This window comes from Marinilabilia rubra, from assembly GCF_003121985.1.
GTDB lineage: Bacteria > Bacteroidota > Bacteroidia > Bacteroidales > Marinilabiliaceae > Marinilabilia > Marinilabilia rubra.
Map to the genome: position 1 here is coordinate 31,584 of NZ_QEWP01000018.1, position 20,634 is coordinate 52,217.

16 protein-coding genes are annotated in these 20,634 nt (G+C 42.1%); 12 read left to right on the forward strand and 4 right to left on the reverse strand.

Going from position 1 to position 20,634, the window contains the following annotated elements; genetic code table 11:
- Positions 1 to 141 precede the first annotated feature (141 nt).
- On the forward strand, positions 142 to 1,110 hold the full coding sequence (locus DDZ16_RS16860; protein ID WP_109265663.1) for a glycosyltransferase family 2 protein: 969 nt from the start codon (positions 142 to 144) through the stop codon (positions 1,108 to 1,110).
- On the forward strand, positions 1,076 to 1,999 hold the full coding sequence (locus DDZ16_RS16865) for a lysylphosphatidylglycerol synthase transmembrane domain-containing protein (protein WP_109265664.1): 924 nt from the start codon (positions 1,076 to 1,078) through the stop codon (positions 1,997 to 1,999). The genes DDZ16_RS16860 and DDZ16_RS16865 overlap by 35 nt, the downstream gene beginning before the upstream one ends.
- On the opposite strand, the gene DDZ16_RS16870 is transcribed toward DDZ16_RS16865, so the two are convergent.
- The 3 genes from DDZ16_RS16870 to DDZ16_RS16880 form a co-directional block, all read right to left on the reverse strand.
- A complete protein-coding gene (locus DDZ16_RS16870; protein ID WP_109265665.1) occupies positions 1,959 to 3,215 on the reverse strand; it encodes a putative DNA modification/repair radical SAM protein in 1,257 nt (418 codons plus the stop codon). The two genes, DDZ16_RS16865 and DDZ16_RS16870, sit on opposite strands and share 41 nt — an antisense overlap.
- Before the next feature lie 295 nt (positions 3,216 to 3,510).
- Positions 3,511 to 4,329: an XRE family transcriptional regulator gene (locus DDZ16_RS16875; protein ID WP_109265666.1), complete on the reverse strand. Its 819-nt coding sequence runs from the start codon at positions 4,327 to 4,329 to the stop codon at positions 3,511 to 3,513.
- A 308-nt stretch (positions 4,330 to 4,637) separates the two neighbouring features.
- Positions 4,638 to 6,317, reverse strand: coding sequence for an ArnT family glycosyltransferase (locus DDZ16_RS16880; protein ID WP_109265667.1), 1,680 nt, complete (start codon positions 6,315 to 6,317; stop codon positions 4,638 to 4,640).
- Between the two features lie 351 nt (positions 6,318 to 6,668).
- On the opposite strand from DDZ16_RS16880, the gene DDZ16_RS21065 reads away from it, so the two are divergent.
- Together DDZ16_RS21065 and DDZ16_RS16890 are read left to right on the forward strand one after the other, a co-directional pair.
- Positions 6,669 to 6,938, forward strand: coding sequence for a GxxExxY protein (locus DDZ16_RS21065; RefSeq protein WP_198416759.1), 270 nt, complete (start codon positions 6,669 to 6,671; stop codon positions 6,936 to 6,938).
- Between the two features lie 47 nt (positions 6,939 to 6,985).
- Positions 6,986 to 7,711, forward strand: a complete 726-nt coding sequence (locus tag DDZ16_RS16890) for a YkgJ family cysteine cluster protein (protein ID WP_109265668.1) — start codon at positions 6,986 to 6,988, stop codon at positions 7,709 to 7,711.
- Positions 7,712 to 8,075: 364 nt separating this feature from the next.
- Here the strand turns inward: DDZ16_RS16890 and DDZ16_RS16895 are convergent, their stop codons facing one another.
- Positions 8,076 to 9,596 (reverse strand): AbgT family transporter, encoded by a 1,521-nt coding sequence (locus DDZ16_RS16895; protein WP_109265669.1) that lies wholly within the window; start codon positions 9,594 to 9,596, stop codon positions 8,076 to 8,078.
- Positions 9,597 to 9,988: 392 nt separating this feature from the next.
- On the opposite strand from DDZ16_RS16895, the gene DDZ16_RS16900 reads away from it, so the two are divergent.
- From DDZ16_RS16900 to DDZ16_RS16940, 8 genes are all read left to right on the forward strand, one after another.
- Positions 9,989 to 12,862 (forward strand): T9SS type A sorting domain-containing protein, encoded by a 2,874-nt coding sequence (locus tag DDZ16_RS16900; protein ID WP_109265670.1) that lies wholly within the window; start codon positions 9,989 to 9,991, stop codon positions 12,860 to 12,862.
- Between the two features lie 275 nt (positions 12,863 to 13,137).
- Positions 13,138 to 14,676, forward strand: a complete 1,539-nt coding sequence (locus DDZ16_RS16905; protein WP_109265671.1) for a bifunctional GNAT family N-acetyltransferase/carbon-nitrogen hydrolase family protein — start codon at positions 13,138 to 13,140, stop codon at positions 14,674 to 14,676.
- Positions 14,677 to 14,781: 105 nt separating this feature from the next.
- Positions 14,782 to 15,225, forward strand: a complete 444-nt coding sequence (locus DDZ16_RS16910) for a GNAT family N-acetyltransferase (RefSeq protein ID WP_109265672.1) — start codon at positions 14,782 to 14,784, stop codon at positions 15,223 to 15,225.
- A 6-nt stretch (positions 15,226 to 15,231) separates the two neighbouring features.
- The gene (locus DDZ16_RS16915; RefSeq protein WP_109265673.1) at positions 15,232 to 16,302 is read left to right on the forward strand and encodes an alanine racemase; all 1,071 of its coding nucleotides are present in this window, start codon (positions 15,232 to 15,234) and stop codon (positions 16,300 to 16,302) included.
- A gap of 431 nt (positions 16,303 to 16,733) precedes the next feature.
- Positions 16,734 to 17,786, forward strand: a complete 1,053-nt coding sequence (locus DDZ16_RS16925; RefSeq protein ID WP_109265675.1) for a CNNM domain-containing protein — start codon at positions 16,734 to 16,736, stop codon at positions 17,784 to 17,786.
- A gap of 312 nt (positions 17,787 to 18,098) precedes the next feature.
- Positions 18,099 to 19,502: an NfeD family protein gene (locus DDZ16_RS16930; protein ID WP_109265676.1), complete on the forward strand. Its 1,404-nt coding sequence runs from the start codon at positions 18,099 to 18,101 to the stop codon at positions 19,500 to 19,502.
- A 304-nt stretch (positions 19,503 to 19,806) separates the two neighbouring features.
- Positions 19,807 to 20,019, forward strand: a complete 213-nt coding sequence (locus tag DDZ16_RS16935) for a hypothetical protein (protein ID WP_109265677.1) — start codon at positions 19,807 to 19,809, stop codon at positions 20,017 to 20,019.
- Positions 20,020 to 20,138: 119 nt separating this feature from the next.
- Complete coding sequence (locus tag DDZ16_RS16940; protein WP_146192251.1) at positions 20,139 to 20,600, forward strand: hypothetical protein; 462 nt, start codon at positions 20,139 to 20,141, stop codon at positions 20,598 to 20,600.
- Positions 20,601 to 20,634 lie beyond the last annotated feature (34 nt).

The window sequence follows — 20,634 nt, forward strand, 5'->3', positions numbered from 1 at the left end:
TTCATTCTCTTAACCTTTCTTATACATTATCATAAAGAAGCCATAAAATCCGGAAAACATTCTCCTAACACGCATTACCTTAATTTACATGATAACACAAAGGAATGAAAAGAACTTAATGACAAACCAGAAATTACACTCATGGATATTAAGCCCAAACTATCAGTCGTCATATGCGTCTATAACGAGGAAGCCAATATAGCGCCCCTTTATGAGCAAATTCAGATGGCCATGACAGGCATCGAAAGCGAAATAATTTTTGTAGACGACGGGTCTACCGATCAAACTGTATCAGAGGTATTAAAGCTCAAAGGGGATGGCATTGTGCTGGTGAGACTCAAACGAAACTATGGACAAAGTTCGGCCCTGGCGGCAGGCATTGAAAAAGCCAACGGGCATTATATAGCCACCATTGACGGTGACCTTCAAAATGATCCGGCGGATATTCCTGCTATGCTAAATAAAGCCATTCGCGAGGACTGGGACCTGGTTGCCGGTATCAGGGCCAATCGCAAAGACGGATTCATCTGGCGAAAGCTGCCAAGTAAGCTGGCTAATATGTTCATTCGCTACACCACTCAGGTAAAGATGAAGGATTACGGGTGTACCCTTAAGGTATTTAAAGCAGATCTGGCCAAAAGTCTCGGTCTTTATGGTGAATTGCATCGTTTCATTCCAGTTTTGGCAAGCAACGAAGGGGCGGCCATCACCCAGATGAATGTCAACCACCGGGCCCGTGAGCATGGAAAGTCGAAATACGGCATTGGCCGCACACTTAAGGTAGTCAGTGACCTTATACTGATGCTCTTTTTAAAAAAATACATGCAGAAGCCCATTCATCTGTTTGGAACCTCAGGTATTTTCCTTTTCATGATTGGGGGATTGATCAATGTATACCTTTTGATACTGAAAATAATGGGGCACGACATTTGGGGAAAGCCCATCATGATACTGGGAATTTTATTAATCCTGGCAGGCATCCAATTGGTTACTTTCGGTTTACTTTCCGAAGTAAACATCAGAACCTATTACGAGTCTCAGAATAAAAAACCTTACAAAATCAGAAATACACAGAATGTTGGCAATAAAAAACTACGGACGGCATCTTAAACTGATCACTAAAATATTGGTTTCGGGAGTAGCCATTTACTTCATTGCCTCAAAGATGGACCTTTCCATAGTGCTGAAGGAGCTGACTGCCATTCACCCCTTCTTTCTCATCACAGCGGTTACGCTGTATATGCTTTCGCAGATAATCAGTTCGCACAGGCTGAACACCCTGTTTAAAGCATTGCCATTGCAAATACCATTTTTGAGTAATGTCAAACTATATTGGGTTGGCATGTTCTATAATTTCTTTTTGCCAGGGGGTGTTGGTGGAGATGGGTACAAAGTTGTTTTTCTCAGAAGACATTTTAGCAATCCTGTAAAAAACATACTAAGTGCCATCATCTCTGACCGGGTGAGTGGTCTGATGATTATAGGGTGTTTTGTTCTCGGATTGTCCTATTTCGTTCCTCAGCATCTCCCCTTACAGGAGTGGTTTTTTCTTCTTATTCCACTTAGTTTGTTGGGTTTTTATTTTTTTCTGAAAATTATAAATCATCAACTTAACCAGGCATTTTGGCAGGTTTCCGGTCTCTCGCTTTTGATCCAGGGCATTCAAGTCGTGGCTGTAATTTGCCTTCTGTTTGCCATCGATGTTGATATTGCACAATATGGAACGGAATACCTTCTTCTGTTTTTCCTGTCAACCATTGCATCAGCAGTTCCAATAACGCTTGGCGGAATAGGTGCCCGCGAGATGGTTTTTTTCAGCGGCTCCCTTTACATGGGCACAGATCCGGGGCAGGCCCTGGCGCTGAGTATATTATTTTACCTCACAACATTAATCAGTAGCTTACCGGGTCTTTATTTTGTGGTGAAACCCAATGCCATTCAAATAAAAGACCAATCATTTATCTCTGAAACAGCTTCAATTGAACGGCATCGGGCGTAATTTTCCGGGCCGATTTATCCAGAAACATCATCCGCATATGTTCGGGGTTCATATCAGAAACCTTTTTCCCCTGGAGCTCGCGACAGGTAATAAAAAACTGAGCCCGTTTCATAACAACCCCCATTTTCTTGAGCAGATAGGAAGATACATGCCCGTATCGCCGGGCCGAAAGAATCAGCCGGGCACTTTTGGGGCCAATACCCGGCACCCTCAGCAGCATATGCAAATCGGCCTTTTGAATATCAACGGGAAAGATCTCAGGATGACGCAAGGCATAAGCCAGCTTGGGATCCAGTTCCAAATCAAGATCGGGATGGGCATTGTCAACAATTTCCTCCACATTAAACTCATAAAAACGCATGAGCCAGTCGGCCTGATAGAGCCTGTTTTCGCGCTTCAAGGGAGGTGTAGCAATCGCCGGTAACCGGCTATCAGAAGTATTAGTATGAATATAACCTGAGTAGTACACCCGCTTCAACTGATTTTCGTTGTAAAGAGAGTTTGCCAGTCGCAGCACCTGGTTGTCCGTATCTGGCGTTGCGCCTATGATGAGCTGCGTACTTTGTCCGGCCGGCACAAACTCAGGGGCTTTACGTGTTTGTCTTTTAGCAGGCAGATACTCAGCCTTGGTCTCTTTAATGAAATTCATGGGTTTCAGCACACTGCCAAAATCCTTTTCCGGTGCCAGGTACTGAAGACTTTTTTCTGAGGGAATCTCAATATTGACACTCATACGATCGGCATACATTCCTGCCTCACGAATCAAGGCATTGTCGGCTCCCGGAATGGCTTTGAGGTGAATATAACCGTTGAAGCGGTGCACCTCCCTCAAGTCGCGCACTACTTTGGTAAGCCGCCCCATGGTATAATCAGGATTCTTCATCACGCCACTGCTCAGAAACAGTCCTTCGATGTAGTTACGCCGGTAAAAGTTGATGGTAATGTCCACCAACTCCTCAGTCGTAAATGCGGCCCTGGGGATATCGTTGTTTCGCCGATTGGCGCAATAGGCACAGTCGTAGATGCAGTGATTTGTCATCAATACTTTGAGCAGCGAAATGCAGCGGCCATCGTCGGCAAAGCTGTGGCAAATGCCGGCAGCCAAGGACGATCCCAATCCACTGGAGTTGCCCGTTCGGGTACTTCCGCTGGTGGCACACGACACATCGTATTTGGCGGCAGAAGCAAGTATTTTGAGTTTTTCGAATTTATCCATGATTAAAGGGTGATATGGTGGAAGGGTTGAATGGGCAGAGGGCAAGGCGCAGAGAGCATGGGGCACAGTGCCTGGTACGTGGAGCGAAGGGCACAAGACAGAGGGGGTGGAGTATATAGAGATGCAGGCAGTGAACCTGCTTCCGTGGGTAAAGACGCACGGCCGTGCGTCTCTAAATTCTCAACACCCAATATGATACACTTTGCCCCATGCCCAGTGCGTCTCTACATTCTCAACATCCTATATGATACGCTTTGCTCCATGCCCAGTGCTCCGTCACTCCATGCTCCCTGCCCTATGCCCCATGCGCTCCGCCCTTCAGCAAATGCTCCTTCAGCTCCCCCACATCACTCTGAATGGTATTGATCGACCTCATCAGGTGCTCCACCTCTATCTTGCCCTGGGGCAACTCGGGACTGATAAAATGCACAAACCTCCAGATTTCCCGGATTTCTTCCACAGGCAAATCGTAAGGATCATAAACGGGATTCAGACTAATGCACTTCAGGCTGCTCTTCTCTTTTATTTCATTTTGAATAATCTTAAAGGAGATACCATCATCACGGGTTAGTATTACGCAGGCATCGCCGTCTTTTATGGTGTTCCAGTCGAGAATAAACTCCCCTGTAATCCATGCACCGCTGGGTACAGGCAACATGGAATCTCCACTAATTTGAAATGTCCGGTACTTCTTTTCTTTGTCCAGAAACGGCAGCCGGAAAACCGGCAACGAACTAATATATTCAGGATCGGAAAATCCGGTAAGGTAGCCTGCCTTTGCTTTCTCGGGAACCAACTCAATATTTTCCTCATTGTCAGGCCCCACGGTTGAAGTGAGAATCCGCAGACGGGAGCCACGAACGTAAACGTCATTCCCCCCTTCCAGATCTTTCAGTTGAAAGTTGGTCAGCTTGCCTAAATCCACCCGAACCAATGTGTCCATCGAGAGCCCAAAATAATCAGAAAGTGCGGTAAGCAAATCCAATGGTGGTCCTGAAACTTTATTCTCATAGTTATTGAGTGTTGGACGCTTAATATTCAGAGCGGCAGCCAGGTCTCCCTGAGTAAGCCCCTTGCGTTTGCGCAACAGCCGGAGATTAGATGCAAAATACATGTTTATATTTTAATCTTTAGTTAGATTACTTTATAAGCAAATATATGCAACCATTTTGATTTATGCAATAATCTCAATTCACCTTTGCACAATAGATCGTTAGATTTTTAGAAATAAGATATAAGATGAATCGTATGATATTGAAAATCTGCATCTTAGCATAAATAATCGTTTAAATATAAATAACTGACTACAAGTGCCTTATAAAAGTTTAACGGAGTATTGCTTTGCAGTATAATAACCGGAAAGCCCTCTAAAGCTGAACAACTGTTAGTACGTTCGCTAAATAATATTTTGTGATCCCACTACTAATCTGCAACTCTTTGACTGATTTCAGAATTGGAATTTATCTTCATCAGATAAATCTCTTTTAAAGCCATATGGCGCGTATTGGGATTAAGGAATTTCCAGTTCATTTTTGAAATTTTTTTATGCGAAAACAATTCCTCATATACCAGATTTTTACGGTAGCGCTCCTTTACAAAATCCCGACCTTCACGTGTGGTAATCAACCATCCACCCAGTTGATTGAAAACGCTATCAGCTTCTACCTGATTACGTAATTTCTTTGCTACCGTTTTGGGATAGTAATAATTCTCAAACTGAGTGGTGAGAAAACTATAAACCCTGTCATTGTCCTTCGCCATTTCATTGTACCGGTAACTGGCCTGAATAACTCCTTGATATTTATAGATTTCAGGAAAGAAATGAAGGTTAATGATCATATTCAATGAAATGGCAGCAACCACCATTGGAATCACTAAATTCATTACAGGTAATCCACGAAACATTCTAAAGGAAAAAATGAAAAGACCAAAACAAAGGGCAATTATCCCCCATAAAAGCAGGTTATTAGACGGAAAAATAAAGACAACAATCAAAAATAAAAACATCCACATGAGTGCTACTGTTAAAGTGCGCATGGACAGAAAGCTTCTTTTCCATTTATCCAATGCAGGATCAGTGGATACTGTAATCACGAAATCAGCTACAATGATCGACAGCAAAGGAATCATCGGGAAAAAATAATGAGGCGCCTTTTGTCTGGCAAACGATAATATGAGCGAATAAATGAGTAATGCGCCATAAGTAAAATATTCGGGCCGCTCCTTAAAAGGATACTTTCTGAATTTTAAGTAACGCGTTTGCCACCAAATTGCCCCCAGTGCGAACAACGACCAAGGCAAAAAAATGTACAACATGGTATGCAGATAAAAAAAATAATCGGAATTACTTCCGACATAATCTCCAGTGATACGACCAGCATTATTGGTCCAGAAAAAGAATTCTATGCCCTCCCGGCCAAAAACATCAATATTACCTTTCAGCACGGGAAACAGAATCACCCCAAGAATGGGAAGGCCTGCCAGCCAAACGGGGGAGAATAACTGACGCCAGTTACGGGTGGCCACCAAATGACTGCCCACAGCAAATACCGGGATAGCCAGGCCAATTGGGCCTTTGGTAATCATGGCCAATCCTGCACCGGTAAATGCCAGGATAAAACTCAGCAACTTTCCGGATTTAAGAAAAGCACTAAACTGCCAGATGCTGAACATGACATTGGCAGTCAGTAACGCATCTGTATGCAAGTCATTGGAGTACAAAAACAGCATTTGGGAAGTGGCGTAAATAATCATTGCCAGAAATGCCACTTTGGGAGAGTAATAGTTTTTTGCCAACCGGTAAGTACTATAGACACCCAATACCGAAAAAAGGAGGGTTGGAAACTTAAAGGCAAACATAGACATGCCAAAAAGATGAAATGACGCTGCAGACAACCAAAACAGCAAATGCGGTTTCTGCATGTAAGGATCTCCATGGATTTTTAAATGCAGCCAATCACCACTTTCATAAATATGCCGGCTAACAGCGGCGTATTTGCCGGCATCAATACTAACCTCCGGAAACAGCCCGGCAATATAAGCGGTAACACCTGCTAATACAAGCAGGAAAAGGAACAACTTTTCGGTTGGTTTGGCGTCCATCTTCTTTCAATATAATATTCAACAACATTTAAAATAAATGTTCAGAATTGTACTAAATGCTACCTCTGCTTTAAGAATAGGTTAACTCTTGAAGATATTCCAGAACCACTTTTCTACGGCTTATTAAAAAGCCTCTTTGGCCACAAAATAGAAAAAATTAAGAATCAATTATATATCTTTACAGAGTTAATCAAAAACCTTTGCCAGTTTATGAAAAACTCAAAAGCTTTCCTTTCCGATTTAGTTTATCAATTTAACGAATCTGTAATCTAGAAGCTTAAAGCAATTAGGCTCGGATTACTTAAAAGTGTTTACCATAAGTGCATGATAGAAGAATGAACTCAGCGAAGAATCAATTTTCAATCTGAGCTACAGGTTCCGGTAAAATTCAAAGGGAAACTTATTGAGACACCGTTAAGATGTGACCTAATTATTGAAAACATCTTACCTGAGGAACTCAAAGCTGTTGAAGCTGTATTACCGATGCATGAAGCACAAATTTTGACTTACATGAAGCTTTTAAATGCTCCGGAAGGTTTATTGAATTATTTCAATTCAACCAATATTTTCAAGTACGGACAGAAAACCTTTGTCAATGATTTGTTCAGAGACCTAAACTAAAACTCCTTTGGCTTCTTATGTGCCTTATGTGTTTCAAAACAAAAAAAATGGAAAATAACACACGCCCCGAGGGCTTCGAACAGATCTTCTTTGCCGATGGTAATAATCTCGCCAAGGCCCATCCGGTAAAGCAGGATATTTCAAAGCTGAAAATTGCCCTGCGCCAGCTTCATCATAATTCTGACCTGCTGATTGATGCTTTTATTCAACGATGTGAAAGCGAGAAGGTGCCGGTCGATTGTCACATGGGGTGTCAGTGGTGCTGCAACCAGGCGGTTTTTGCCTCCACGCATGAGATGGTGGTTTTGGCAGATTATCTGGAAAGAAGATTTTCTCCGGATACGGTTGCTGAAATAAAAGAAAAAGCCCGTGAAAAAGAGGAAAAACTCTCAGGGTTAACTCCCAAAGAAGTATTGAATACCAATCTCCCCTGCCCTCTTCTAAGAAAAGGAAGCTGCATGATTTATCCGGTTCGTCCCATGGGATGTCGGATTTATCTTTCGTCAAGCGAAAAAAGTTGTCAGGCCAAATACCATAGTCCTGGTGATCCCCAAGCCATTCCGCAACTTTTCGACTTCACGCTGAAAGCCGGAAGGCAACTCAATGAAGGTTTTGCCGCATCACTTAGAGAGGAAGGTCTGGATATCAAAGAACATCGCATCGAACATATACTTCTGAATCTTCTGGAATCGCCCGACAAAAAAAATGAATGGCTGCAGGGCGCAACCATTCATAATAATTTTCCTTTCGATGAAATATCAATACTCCGTTAAACTTTTATAAGGCACTTGTAGTCAGTTATTTATATTTAAACAATTGTTTGTACTAAGGTGCAGATTTTCAATATTATACGATTCATCTTATATCTTATGTCTAAAAATCTAACGATCTATTGAAATATAATACTAACCTACATTATTCACAAATAATCTATTCCGATGTCCAACTATCGGCAAAATACAACCGTCCTCAATAAAATGGATTTGAAAATAATTAATACGGTTATTATTATTTTTATGGTCGTATTGAACTCGCAAACTTGCTCGTTTCATTATTTCCTACATCCACTTTATCTGCGGTTGATTGTATTTCTTGATATTTGAACATCTCATAACGATAATTCATGAATAAAGCAGGCTAAAGATGAATTCCAGCTCCCGGACCTAAAGGTAAGCCAAACACAAGCCATATGATTAAAAGGATGCTCCACCCTATCAGGAAGGCAATGGAGTAGGGAATCATTGTTGCCATTACGGTACCCAATCCTGCTTTATTATCGTATTTATTAAAATAAGCGATGATCAGTGCAAAGAAACTCATCATGGGCGAAATCAGGTTGGTTACTGAGTCTCCGATGCGGTAAACAGCTTGGGACAACTCGGGGGAATACCCCAGAATCATAAACATAGGCACAAAGATGGGCGCCATAATGGCCCACTTGGCGGAAGCACTTCCCATCAACATATTTATCGATGCAGAAAGTATTACAAACAGCAGCATCAATGGAATAACGCCCAGATCGGCGGCCATTAAAGCCTCGGCTCCATTTACAGCCAGAATTACTCCCAGATTACTCCATTTAAAATAGGCCACAAACTGAGCAGCAAAGAATACCAACACAAAATAGGTCGTGAGCGTCTGCATACTCTGAGCCATGCTCTTGGCCACATCCGAATCGTTCTTATATTTACCCATTATGGCACCGTAAACAACACCCATGGTTCCGGCAATAAGAAACAAAAAGGCAATCACTCCCCTAATCACAGGAGAAGACAAAATATTCCCATCTTCACCTCTGAGAATGCCGTCTTCGGGGATAAGTCCGACCAATATCACAGCCAACCAAAAAACAAGCACTACCAGACTCCACTTCAGCCCCTTCTTTTCTTTAGAAGATAATCGCTCAATTTTATCATGATGGACCTCCCCTTCATAGGTACCGAAACGGGGAGAAACAATCTTTTCGGTCACCCATGTACCTATGGCAGCAATCAAAAATGTGGATACAATCATGAAATAATAATTGGCTGTCGGGTTCACTTCATAAGAAGGATCTATGATGCGTGCAGCCTCCTGGGATAGTCCGGCCAATAACGGATCTACAGTTCCCAAAATCAGGTTGGCACTAAACCCTCCCGAAACGCCGGCAAATGCAGCCGCCATTCCCACAATGGGATGTCGCCCCACGGATTGAAAAATGATTCCGCCCAACGGAATCAAAAGCACATAACCAATGTCGCTGGCAAAATTGGAAAGAATTCCGGAGAAAACGAGTACAAAGGTCAAAAGCCTTTTGGGCGAAGATAATACCAACAAGCGAATAACAGCAGCAATCAATCCGCTCGATTCGGCAATCCCAATTCCCAACATAGCTACCATTACAATGCCCAGAGGTGCAAATCCGGTATAGTTCTCTACCATACGATCCAGAATCATGGCTATTCCTTCTTTGCTAAAAAGGTTGACTACCGATATCATTTCTCCGGTTCCGGGATGTTCAACGGTCCATCCCAACCAAGCCCCTAAAGCCGAAAGCAGCAGAGCTGCCAACGCAAAAATTCCAAATAATGTTGCCGGATGCGGTAATGCATTCCCCCCCTTCTCCAGAATATTTAAGAATCTGTCGAAGAAACTCTTCTTCTTTACTTTTTCACTCATATTATTAGATCATTAGATTTTCAAAAGATAGATTGATAAATTTTAAGACAAATCATAAATATCAGGATTATGAACTCTCCTAAAAACATTGTTTTTATCACACACAGAATTTCGGTTGTCTTAAATAAAAAGACTCTTCACATCATTCAACCCTGACGCTTACACCATTTATAAACGCAATAAAATCAAAGCCCCGAAAATAAAAAAAATCAGTTTACTACAAACTGATTTAAATCGTCTCTGCCGGAAATGGTATTTTAAGAATCCATTAACATTACAACAAAATGCAGGTAAAAGTTGCAAATTCTTCCACGAACAAAGGATTTTTCCTGACTAACGAAACCTTTTTCTTGATTTTTAGTACAAATCAGAACACATAAACGTAAAAAGACATGGGGCCACTTTACAAGCACTTGAGACACAAGGCCGGGCATCGCATTTTTACACCGGCACTATTATTCTTCTGGATCTTCATCTTTTCAGGCAACATCCAGGCAGATGCAGCCAAAGACAAAGATTGTGTCAATTGTTTCTCCACATCGGTTGAGACGGTTGAAACAGAAGGGGAATGTATAACTTATGAAATTCTGGTTGAGGCTGGTGATTCATGCAAGCATGCTTTGTCGCATTTCACAGTAACAGTTCTCTGCGGAAACATCAGCGATGCCTCCAATTCCCGAAACTGGAAAATGGAGTACCCCGTAACCGACCCCACCACCGGACTTACCGGCCTTAAAGTGGACGACATTCAGGAGTTTGGCGAAAACGGACAGGAATCATTCACGCTCACCTATACAGTTTGTGCTGATAACGAAGAATGCCTGAATGAACTCACCTCTCAGTCATTTGAAGTAGCATACAAAGCTGCCACCTGCGTATTTTTTGAAGAAATTGAACCTCCGGTGCGCTATGTTCCCCTTGAGGCATCACTTGAACCAACGCATATCACATGCACTAATTCTCAAAGCGGAGCTATTCAAACCACTGTTTCAGGAGGCGTGTCCCCTTATTCTTTTGAATGGTCAAACGGAGCAAACACCCAAAACCTTTCTAATCTTGAAGCAGGCCTATACTCACTTACTGTTACCGATGCGGCAGACAGCTCCATTGTACTATCTACTGAAATCACAGCACCTGCGTCCATCACGCCAAGGGCTGCCATCACTCCCGCTGCTTGTGGCCAAAACACTGGAGCTATCGACCTAACCGTTTCAGGCGGTTCAGGAGAGTACAACTTTCAATGGGATAATGGTTCTACCGAAGAGGACCTGGAAAACCTGGGAACAGGAATGTACACAGTGGTCATTTCTGATTCAGCAGGATGTACCAGAGAAGCCACCTTTTATGTTTCCGAAGAGAGCCCCATTTCTATCTCTGAGACACATAACAAGCTTAAATGTTATGAGGACAGCACCGGAACCATCGAAATTGAGGCAACAGGAGGAACTGAACCTTACAGCTTTAAATGGTCTTCCGGAGATACCACCCAAAACCTCAGCGGCCTTAATGCCGGTCTCTACACCGTCATTGTGACCGATTCTCTGGGATGCACCAAAACCAAAAACATCAATCTCTCCAAAGAGTTGTTCTATGCCTCCATTGCAACTACTGATGCCGGTTGTTCCGGTAAAGGCGGCAGTGCTTCCATTACATTACGAAACGGAACGGAACCTTATTCCATAGAGTGGAGCACAGGCGACAGCACCCTAACAGTTGAAGACCTTGAAGCCGGATATTATACAGTAAGAATTATCGATGTCAACGGCTGTGAGATATACCAGGCAGTTAACATCAATCAAAGCGAAGCACCCAAGATCTCAGTATCGTCCTCTTGGACCGGTTGTTCACCTGACGATTCTATAAGGGTAGACTTATCAGCCAATGGAGGCGCTGCCCCTCATGAATGGATTGTAAACGGGGAAAATTCCTCCTCTACGTTCTACCTGGATGACGCGGCTAATCTGGAGGTCACCGTAATTGATGCAACCGGCTGTACTTCTACTCAAAATACTGAAATTACCCCTAAAACAGGAGGTCCCGAAGTGCAAATCAACCTGACTGATGCCAGTTGTAATAATCCATTAGGATCAGCATCACTTTCCATTAATGGTGAAAGTCCTTTCTCTGTACATTGGAATGGTGAATCAGGAGAACTATCAACCGATTCACTGACTGCAGGAACTTATACAGTGCAGGTAACTGATGCCGATGGATGTGAAACATCAAAAAGCTTCACGGTAAGCAACATTGAGAAACCAACTGCTGAAATCATTAGTCCTGACATGATGCCTGATTGTTCCAGCTCTGACAATATTCTGGAAGGCATCACGACCAATGCCACAACCATTGGATGGGAATTGATAAGCTCCGACAGCAATTGGGTGTTAACTTCCAACGGTAGTCAAACAGCTACCTACAATGCCGGGACCGGCTCAGCCACGGCCATTCTGTCAGCTGAAAGCACTGATGGATGTTTCGCTTCAGACACCATTGACCTTAATTGTATTGACAATTCAACGCCAACTGATTCCATTGACGATGGAGATAGCAATGGTGGCAATAATGGAGGAGGAAGTAATGACGATCCAACATACAAAGACTGCAGCGCAGGCTGTTACGAAATTACATCTGAAACGATTACTTCCACCGGAGCCGATTGCTATCATTATGAATTCACGATCAAGTCTGACGGGACCTGCTTCTACGACCTTTCGCACTTGGTAATAGAATTAGAAGAAGGCGTAGCTGCAAATGTTGAAAACTCGTTGGGCTATCCTATGGAGATTAATTTCACAGATCCGCAATCAGAGATGTTCGGAATTAAGATCGACGAAATTTCAGGTTTAGAAGAGTCAAGGGATTCTCTTGTCGTTACCTTTGACCTTTGTGGAACTGAATCAGCAGTCACAGACTTCCGCTTTGGCTTTAAGGCAGGCCGGTGTCTCGATATCATTAAAATTGAAACACCCAAAGTTTCGGATCTCAAAACGGCAACTGAAACAGGCAACATTGACCTGATGGTTTACCCCAACCCTGCTACTTCATTTGTCACCTTTGATTTTGCAGTAAGCAAAAGCATGAGTGTGACCATTGAATTATATGATTCAGCAGGAAATAAAGTCGACCAGGTCTTCAACCAGGCAGCAGAAAAGAATATAGACTACAAAATTTCAAGCTCACTCAACAAATCCGCTGATCGCATGTTTTTCTATAGGATAAAAGCCGGCAATAGAATCCTTGAAGGGAAAATCATGAAGATTGATTAAACGTTTTTCCGTAGATTTTTTTCATAACTAAACTCCCGGTGTCTTTTTACATCGGGAGTTTCTTTTTTGCCATATTTTTTTTGCTACAGGCATTCTTTTTGCATGATGCCTTCCATCAAAACCGACATATATAACAGAATGAATTAGTTTTCTTAGTAAATTATGTATTTTTAAACATTCAAATATATTCAGGCATTGTTTTAAAGCATCAGGTAACAACTTTTATATCATCCCCCTTTCCCCCAATCAAACAGATTACAAAACAATATATCCCTATGAGTGAAGACATTGAAAAAGTAGAGCTACGAAGATTAAACATAGACGATTACCAGGAGTTACGTACCACTGAAGAAGAGGCTTACCGAAATTGGGAAGGCCCGGCCTGGGACGAGCAAAACATTCGTACCCTGCTTGATATTTTTCCTGAAGGACAACTTGCAGTTTTGGTTAACGACAAAGTTGTGGGGTGTGCTCTCTCGCTAATTGTCAATTATGAACGTTTTGGAGATGAACACACCTACAATGAGATCACGGGAAACATGACCTTCAGCACCCACAATCCAAGGGGAGATATTTTATACGGGATTGATGTTTTCATTCGCCCCGAATATCGTGGCCTTCGGCTTGGAAGACGATTGTACGACGCCCGAAAAGAGTTGTGTGAGCACCTGAATCTGAAAGGAATTGTATTTGGTGGTCGGATTCCGCATTACCATAAAGTTTCTGACGAGCTGAACCCAAAAGAATACATTCAGAAAGTCAAGTTTAAAGAACTTTACGATCCCACCCTTACGTTTCAGCTGGCCAATGACTTTCACGTCAAAAAGGTACTCAGAGGCTACCTTCCTGACGATTATGAATCTCAGGAATTTGCTGTACTTATGGGTTGGGATAATATTTATTTCTCCAAGCGAGGAAAGCAAATATCTCAAACCAAATCCATTGTAAGGCTGGGATTGGTGCAATGGCAAATGCGTCACTACCCCACTGTAGATGATGTTTTTGAACAGGTGGAATTCTTTGTAGATGCAGTTTCCGCCTATCAAAGTGACTTTATTCTATTTCCGGAGTTTTTTAATGCTCCGATGATGGCACGCTACAACCAAATGTCTGAACCGGAAGCAATTCGTCAACTTGCACAATATACTGAGGAATGTCGCGAACGGTTTGTTCAGTTAGCCATCAGCTATAATGTAAACATCATCACAGGCAGTATGCCTCTTATCCGTGATGACAAATTATACAATGTGGGTCATGTTTGCCGCAGAAATGGCACATACGAAACATACGAGAAAATTCACGTAACTCCGGATGAAGTAAAATCATGGGGACTATCAGGAAGCGACAAACTCAAAGTTATCGAGACCGATTGTGGGAAAGTGGGCGTTCTGATTTGTTACGATGTGGAATTTCCTGAACTTTCCAGACTCCTGGCTGAACAGGACATGAAGATTCTTTTTGTTCCTTTTCTTACCGACACCCAAAACGGATATAGCCGGGTTCGATATTGTGCCAGATCGCGCGCCATTGAAAACGAGTGCTTTGTTGCCATGGCAGGCTCAGTTGGGAACCTCCCCAAAGTCTCCAACATGAATATCCAGTATGCCCAAAGTGCGGTATTTACCCCCTGCGATTTCGCATTCCCCACCAATGGCATAAAAACCGAGGCTACCCCCAACACGGAAATGATACTGGTGGCCGACGTGGACCTGGATCTTTTATCTGAACTCCATGCTTACGGAAGTGTCAGAAACCTGAGAGACCGCCGTACAGATGTATTCGACCTGAGATTGAAATCGGGACTTATTGAGTAAAAGTCTAAAATCGCGGACGAACTTAATGCCAGGATTTTTCTGAACATTTTAAGTCATCACGGGTTAGTTCATTGTAAAAACCGTAAAAAAATAGTTACAATAATTATGTATCAAACAAACATTTTCAATCCGGAAAAATTACCTTCCGAAAAAGAAAAAAACGAGATCATTGATTTTCTTTATACCCACCTCGACCAGTTCGGAGATCCCCGCGAGGATATTTCCAAAGCCATCGATTACTCTTTAAAAATATCTGATTCCTTTGGCGGATTTGTTCTCCAGCTTAAGGACGATAACCAGACAGTGGGAGCAGTCGTTATCAACAAAACAGGCATGGACGGCTACATTCCGGGCAACATACTGGTATACATAGCCATTCATAGTGATTACCGTGGCAAAGGCCTGGGAAAAGAGTTGATGGAAAAATCTCTATCCGAGGCAGCAGGCGATGTGGCTTTACACGTAGAGCCTGACAATCCGGCTAAACTGCTTTACGAAAAGTTTGGCTTCACCAATAAGTACCTGGAGATGCGTTACAAACCACAATAACAAATTATGGCATTTATAACTTTAGACAGAAAAAAGCTCAAAGACAACTATAATTATCTAAATAACCTGTTCAATGACCATGAAATCGAGTGGTCCATTGTGACAAAAATGCTTTGTGGAAACAAAGCTTATCTGAAAGAGATATTTGATTTGGGGATCAAGCAAGTTTGCGACTCGCGTGTTTCAAACCTTAAAGCCATCAAATCGGTGAATCCTGATATTGAAACCATTTATATTAAACCTCCGCCGAAAAGGTCTATCCCAAGTATCGTAAGATATGCTGACGTTAGTGTCAACACCACTTTTGAAACTGTAAAACTGCTTTCTGAAGAAGCACAACGTCAAGGCAAAGTCCATAAGATCCTCATCATGGTGGAAATGGGCGAACTCCGGGAAGGGGTGTTGAGAGAAGAGGTTGTTGACTTTTATTCCCGCGTTTTCGAGATGCCAAACATCGAAATCTTTGGCATTGGCACGAACCTGAGTTGTTTGTACGGTGTTCTGCCTAATCAGGATAAACTGATCCAGCTAAGTCTTTACAAGCAACTGATTGAAAACAAATTCAACAAAAAAATCCCCTTCGTTTCAGGAGGAAGTTCGGTAACCATCCCCCTCATTCATCAAGGACTTCTACCCGAAGGTATCAATCATTTCCGTGTAGGAGAAACCCTTTTTCTGGGCACCAATGTTTACGATGGGTCTGAATTTGATTTCATGCACAATGATGTAATTAAAATTTATGCTGAAATCATTGAACTTTTCGAGAAACCGACCATTCCTCAGGGAGAAATGGGGCACAATGTGGAAGGTGAAGCATTTGAATTTGATCAGGATAAGTCACATGAAACCACATGTAGAGCCCTGATAGACTTGGGGTTATTGGACATCGAAGAGAAACGTTTGGAACCTGCCAACGACCTTTGTGAACTGGCTGGAGCCAGCTCAGACATGATAGTGGTAGATCTCAACGAGAACAAACACAACCTCAAGGTAGGTGATCTTCTGGAGTTTAAAACCGACTACATGGGTGCTTTACGATTATTAAACTCCAGATACATCGATAAACGCGTAATTTAAATACTCGAAATCCTCAATAATAACAGGGAGTGTCGGATTTTTCCGATGCTCCCTTTTTTCAATCTTTTGTTTCGGGGAGCCTTCGCAAAAGCTGGTGCGAATTTCACACAGCTGATGCAGATTTGAAATCTGCTTCTTTTAACCGTGGATTTATAATCCACCTAATGGCAGGCATCTCATTTTATTCTATAAAACCATCGACCAACACATTGATTTTTTGCAGAATTGCAAATTCCCGTTAGCGGCGCGAACTAAAAGCCCCCATATTGCCGATGGGCTTTGCCACTTTTGGAAGAAGGCAATCAACCTTAAGGGAACTCAGAATCCAGGCCTCTGTCCTATTCCACTAATGCCTACAACTATCAACTAAATTTATCCCGATTTAATTATCTTTGTTTTTAAACCAAAACGTTTGATAAACCAACCGAAACATGACCTTGCTGATACTTTATTTATTACTGGCTCTGGGCGTTTCTTTTCTTTGTTCAATACTGGAAGCTGTACTTCTGTCAACCACTGCCTCTTATATTGAAATCAAGAAAATGCAAAACGTGGCCGGGGCTCAACTTTTTTCAAGCCTAAAGGAGAACATTGACCGCCCCATTTCTGCCATACTTTCTGTAAACACCATTGCACACACCATAGGGGCAGCCGGAGTTGGCGCGCAGGCAACCTCTATATTCGGTGAAGTCTGGTTTGGCCTCATTTCAGCCATTCTCACACTATTAATCCTGGTGCTATCCGAAATCATTCCCAAAACCATTGGTGCCACTTTTTGGAAAAGATTAGCCATCCCCTCCGGTTATGTCATCCGTACCATGATGTTCATTGCTTACCCGTTGGTTCTGTTTTCTGAGCTCATTACCCGGTTAATGCCAAAAAACAAAGATGACGGCTCCATCAGTCGCGAAGAAATTGAGGCCATGTCATCCATTGGCGCTAAAGAAGGCATTTTGTATCAGGATGAAGGAAAAATTATTCTAAACGCGATGCAGCTCAACGTAAAAAGGGTAAAAGAGATCATGACCCCCCGAACGGTGATGGTGGCAAGCCCCAGGGACATGACTGCAAATGAATTCATTGAGCATCATGAATATTTGGAGTACAGCCGCATTCCTGTCTTCAAAAGAAACATTGACGACACGGAGGCCTATGTTTTAAAATCTGATGTTCTGGAAAAAGTAGCAAGAGAGCAGGCTGACGACCCCTTGTATTTAATAGAAAGGAAAATAAAGATGGTTCCTGAAGCAATGAACCTGCGACAGCTTTTTGAGGAGATGATTTCTGAAAACGAACACATCTCTCTGGTTGTCAACGAATATGGATCACTGGAAGGACTGGTTACTTTAGAAGACATTATTGAAACACTCATCGGACGCGAAATCATTGATGAAACTGACACATACCCGGACATGCAGGAAGTTGCCCGCGAAAAATGGCAAAGAAAAATGAAAAAGATCTATCCACGTTTTTGGCGGAGGTGAAATTCTAAATTTGTTTTGCTAATTTTACAAGAGCGTTAAGCATTCAGTATAACCTGGATTATTCATAAATTATCTATTACAATGTTCAATTACCTGCCAAATACCGGTGTCCTCAATAAAACTGACTTGAAAATTGTTCACTATTTCCTTCATCAATTTTCTTTGTGGTTGCCAGTATTTATTGGCAATTGAACATTTCATAACAAAAACTCATGAATCGAAGATCGACGAGGTCAATAAACCAGGTTAAAACACTTTTCCTTATTAAACTTTTTTTTTTAAACCCGGCACTTAGCACACCAATCAAACACTATGCAAAAAATATCTATTCTAATCATTCTGGCCTGCTTGCTCTTTTCTGCAGCCAAAGCTCAAGATGAGAAAGAGACAACGAACCAAATCTACCGTCTTCGCATATTTAGTGAAATCAACAGCACCAGTTGGATTCATACCCAAAAAGCTTTTGCTGAAGCCGAGGCCATGAATGCAGATGCCATCCTGGTGCATCTCAACACCTATGGCGGGCAGGTTATTTTTGCCGACTCCATTCGCACTAAGATTCTCAACAGCAACATCCCTGTCCATGTTTTTATCGACAACAATGCCGCCAGCGCCGGAGCTCTAATTTCAATTGCCTGTGACAGCATTTACATGCGTCCCGGAGCCAACATCGGGGCTGCTACAGTTGTAAACCAGGGTGGCGAGCAAATGCCCGATAAGTATCAGTCATACATGCGTTCAACCATTCGGGCTACAGCTGAATCGCATGGAAAAGACACCATCATCACCCCTACCGATACCATTATAAAATGGGTGCGTGATCCCAGAATCGCAGAAGCCATGGTCGATGACCGAATCAGAATACCGGGTGTGATAGACTCAGGAAAAGTGCTCACATTTACGGCCCTGGAAGCCATTGAAAATGGATTTTGTGAAGGCACTGCTGAAACCGTAGACGAAGTGGTTGGCAAACTCAAACTAAAACCTTATGAGATGGCCACCTTTGAACCCACGTTTTACGACAGCATTAAAGGATTCGTAACCAGTCCGGTATTGCAGGGACTTCTGGTTTTACTCATTATAGGAGGCCTGTATTTTGAGCTTCAATCACCGGGAATTGGTTTTCCTCTGGCTGTTTCAGTGGCTGCAGCCATTCTTTACTTTGCCCCACTTTACATTGATGGTTTGGCGGCCAACTGGGAAATCTTAATTTTCATTATAGGGGTTGTTTTAATCGGTGTTGAAATCTTTGCCATTCCCGGCTTCGGAATTGCAGGAATATCAGGAATCATACTTGCACTTACCGGCCTCACATTAAGCTTATTGGAGAATACAGCATTCGATTTCTCACCTGTTGACATGTCTGCATTCCTCACGGCCATGTTAACAGTATTCTCGGGCATATTCGGGGGATTCATCGTTAGTATCTGGCTTAGTCAAAAAATATTAACCACCACCAAGGGGCCTTTTTCCAAGCTGGCACTTCAAACGTCTCAGCCACTTGATCAAGGCTACGTCAGCGTAGATCAGGGCCTCAGGCAATTAATCGGAAAGACTGGAAGTGCATTTACTGTGTTGCGCCCCTCCGGCCGGGTTGAAATTGATGGTAAAGTTTATGACGCCCGGGCTTCAGAAGGATTTATTGAAAAGGATGAAAAAATAGAAGTTACAGCTTTTGGGTCAGGTCAACTGGTTGTGAGACAAATTGAGGGTTAAAGATTGTCATCTTTAAATAGCAAATTTCACAATTTTCTGCCTGTTTCATTTGCAAAAAAGAGACAACCAGCAACACTAAGCACTGATAATCGGGATATTAAAAAACAACCAAAAAACTTGAATTTTTGCCTGTTTTTTTTGGTGCAACTGTTTTCGCAAACCAAAAATCACTATTTTGGTTGATGAAATCGGGTACAAAAAATCATCTAAACTCCGATTTTAACGTTCTCACAGCGACCAATAAATGAGGTCACTAATGATTGAATTTTTTCACTTATTAATTATTTTAATGCTGAATTGAATCATGAAATCCAAGAAGCTGCAAAAGTCAAAAGCTGATTTCGATGCTTTCGAGAAACCAAAAAAATCGGGAGCTAAATTAAAACAAGACAAACGTCCAAAAAAAAGGTTGTCAATTTATGACGATCTTGATGAAATGGATGAATTTGTCCTGGATGAGAATGAGTTCAGAGGATTCGACGACATTTACAGTGATGACGACGATGACCTGTACTAGATGAAACTATGTTGAACCTTTAAATATGGAAGGCTGCCCGAGAAGGCAGCCTTTTTTGTTTTAGGACTTTTTTATCCTTTTTATTGTATTAATCACCGGATCATTCTATATTTGCGGTAATGATGAGTCAAAAACATATCATTGCCACATGGATAATTCTGTTATCTGTATTTCCCGGACTTTTAGGCCAGGGTACCATCATTCATTATTGCAATACCTGTAATAGCAGCCCCAAAAAGGAGACGCTTCACCTGTCATACAACATTAATGAGATCCATTTTTGCGGTTGTTTCACTACTGAGTGTTCTTTAAAATCAGAGATTTTCGCCTCTCCTTCTGAAAAAAAACCATGTCAGTCTGAACTGGCCAATGTAAAACCGGTTCTAACTCATGTTCAAACCGAAGAGTTACTTCCTTTTCTTATTGAAATTGACTTATTATTCAACTTTTATGTATTTTCTTACCTTCATATAGAAGATACCTACAACCATTTTTCAAGTTCAGGAACCCAATTGCACTCAAGCTTCTCTTCCAGTCAGGGCGCATTAAAGCAAAGCGTTTTTGGCACTTTCCTTTTATGATCGCTTTCTTTCAACACCAACTCTTCGTATAATA